Genomic DNA, 2,061 nt, shown 5'->3' on the forward strand with positions numbered 1-2,061 from the left:
GGGGCCATCGCGCTCCGCAGCGCCCGGCCGGCCCTCGTCCTCGGTGTCGCGCAGGGGCTCCTCGCCGGGCTCATCCTGCCGCCGCTGCTCGGATACGATCCGGGGCAGTGGCTCGCCTTCCTCGGCCTCTCCGTCGTCGCCGGCGTCTCCTTCGCCCTCGTGAACCAGGGGCTCTCGGCCCTGCTCGGCGGTTTCGGCCGGTTCCTCTCCTTCGCGCTGCTCGTCGGAGCGTTCGCGATCGGGGTCGTCTCGACGGCGCCTCCGCTGCTGCAGGCGGTCGGCGACGCGAGCCCGATCGGCGCGCTCTTCGCCGGGTTCCAGGCCGCGGCCATGGAGACGGCCGGTGTCGGTGCGGCGTTCGGCGTGCTGACGCTGTGGGCGCTCGGGGGCTTCGCGCTCACCGCCTTCGCGGTCGCGCGGGAGCGGAAGCGGCCGGTCGCGGCCTGATCCGCGCGGTGCGGCTCGCCGCCGGTCGCGCCGGGGTCACTCCGACTCGTCGAAGTGCGCCTCGGGCGCCGAGAGCACCGCGTCTGCGGCCGCGCGGATGTGCTGCCGGCAGAGCTCCTCTGCGAGTTCGCCGTTGCGCGCGACGATGGCGTCACGGATCTTCTCGATCTCCTGCAAGGAGTGCACCGGTCGCCCGGGAATGGCGAGGGAGTTGACGCGGAGCAGGGTGATGCGCTGGCGCAGCCCCTCGAGGATGCGGCGCAGTTCGGGGTTGCCGGCTCCGTCGAACAGCACGTCGTAGAAGCGGGATTTCTCCGCGAGCATCGTGGAGGGGTCGTCGACTGCTCGGGAGAGACGGTCGACGGTGCTGACGAGCGCGCCGAGCTGCGCGGAGTCCGCGTGCTCGGCGAAGAGCCGGCAGGCGAGCCCCTCGAGCTGCCCCCGGATCTCGTAGATGTTCTTCGCCTCGGTGCGCGAGAGCGAGGCCACGAGCGTCCCCTTGCGCAGCTCGGAGACGATGAGCCCTTCGGCCTCGAGCTGGCGGAGCGCCTCGCGCACGGTGGCGCGGGAGGCCGTGGTGGCCTCGCAGATCTCCCGTTCGATGAGCATCGCCCCGGGCGGAAGCTTCAGCGAGGTGATCTGCCCTCGTATGTAGTCGGCTACCTGATCACGGATCAGGGCCGGTGCCCGCTGAACGACGCCGTTCAGACTCAATGTCTCGCTCATATTACATATCTTATGGGTGGATTGACTTGTCTGACAGCAGACCAATATGCTGTTGCCACTCGAGTTCGGACGAAGGAGTTGAACATGTCGGACGCTGTACGCATGAATCCCGACGGATCCGTCAACGTCATGGAGTACCGGCGCACGCTCGGCGCGTTCATGACCGGCGTCACCGTCGTCACCACCACCGACGGAGAGGGTCGCCCGCGCGGGATGACCATGAACTCGTTCACCTCGGTCTCGCTCGACCCGCCGCTCGTCCTCGTCTGCGTGGATCACCGGGCCGCGAGCTACGACGCGTTCGTCGAGTCGGCGGGCATCGCGGTCCACATCCTCGGCTCGGAGCAGCAGGATCTCGCCCGCACCTTCGCATCGAAGTCGGAGGACAAGTTCGCCGACGTCGAGACGGTGGACGGCCGCGGCGGCGCACCGGTGATCCCGGACGTGCACGCGTGGATCGACTGCGCCACCGACCAGGTGGTCATCGCCGGCGACCACGCGATCATCATCGGCCGGGTGCTCGACTACGACGCGCAGGATCGCCGTCCGCTCGGGTTCTACCAGGGCAAGTTCAACGCCTTCTCCACCGACGAGGAGATCGTGCAGCAGCGGGGGGACGCCAGCGCGCAGACCACGGTCCGCTGGGTGGTCGAGACCGCGGACGGGCGCCTCGCGGTCCGCGCGGCCGACGACGGTTCCCTGGCGCTGCCGGAGAGCCGCCTGAGCGCCGAGCAGCTGTCCCACGGCGGGCTCTCGACCGCAGCTGCCGCCCGCCTGGGGTGCGACGTCGAGATCGACTTCCTCTACTCGGTGTACGACAGCGCGCAGGGCAATCCGATCCTCGTCTACCGCGGCCGCGCGCCCGGCGGGCTGGGCGACGCGACCGCG

General features: G+C 70.2%; 2 protein-coding genes and 1 pseudogene. 2 read left to right on the plus strand and 1 reads right to left on the minus strand.

Annotation, left to right across the window (positions count from 1 at the left end):
* A pseudogene (locus ACFPZL_RS12585) lies at nucleotides 1-447 on the plus strand (YhgE/Pip domain-containing protein); the annotation flags it as partial.
* Between the two features lie 36 nt (nucleotides 448-483).
* Here ACFPZL_RS12585 and ACFPZL_RS12590 read toward each other — a convergent pair.
* A complete protein-coding gene (locus ACFPZL_RS12590) occupies nucleotides 484-1,173 on the minus strand; it encodes a GntR family transcriptional regulator (protein ID WP_218114529.1) in 690 nt (229 codons plus the stop codon).
* 84 nt (nucleotides 1,174-1,257) lie between these two features.
* Between ACFPZL_RS12590 and ACFPZL_RS12595 the strand changes: the two genes are divergently transcribed.
* The coding region (locus ACFPZL_RS12595) for a flavin reductase family protein (RefSeq protein ID WP_382335689.1) at nucleotides 1,258-2,061 on the plus strand (804 nt) is incomplete at its 3' end.

It is taken from the genome of Leucobacter soli, assembly GCF_042659205.1.
Taxonomy (GTDB): Bacteria; Actinomycetota; Actinomycetes; order Actinomycetales; family Microbacteriaceae; genus Leucobacter; species Leucobacter soli.

What these genes read in the sequence shown, in the direction of transcription:
- ACFPZL_RS12590 (WP_218114529.1), bottom strand. Translation starts at nt 1,173, where the DNA reads ATGAGCGAGACATTGAGTCTGAACGGCGTCGTTCAGCGGGCACCGGCC.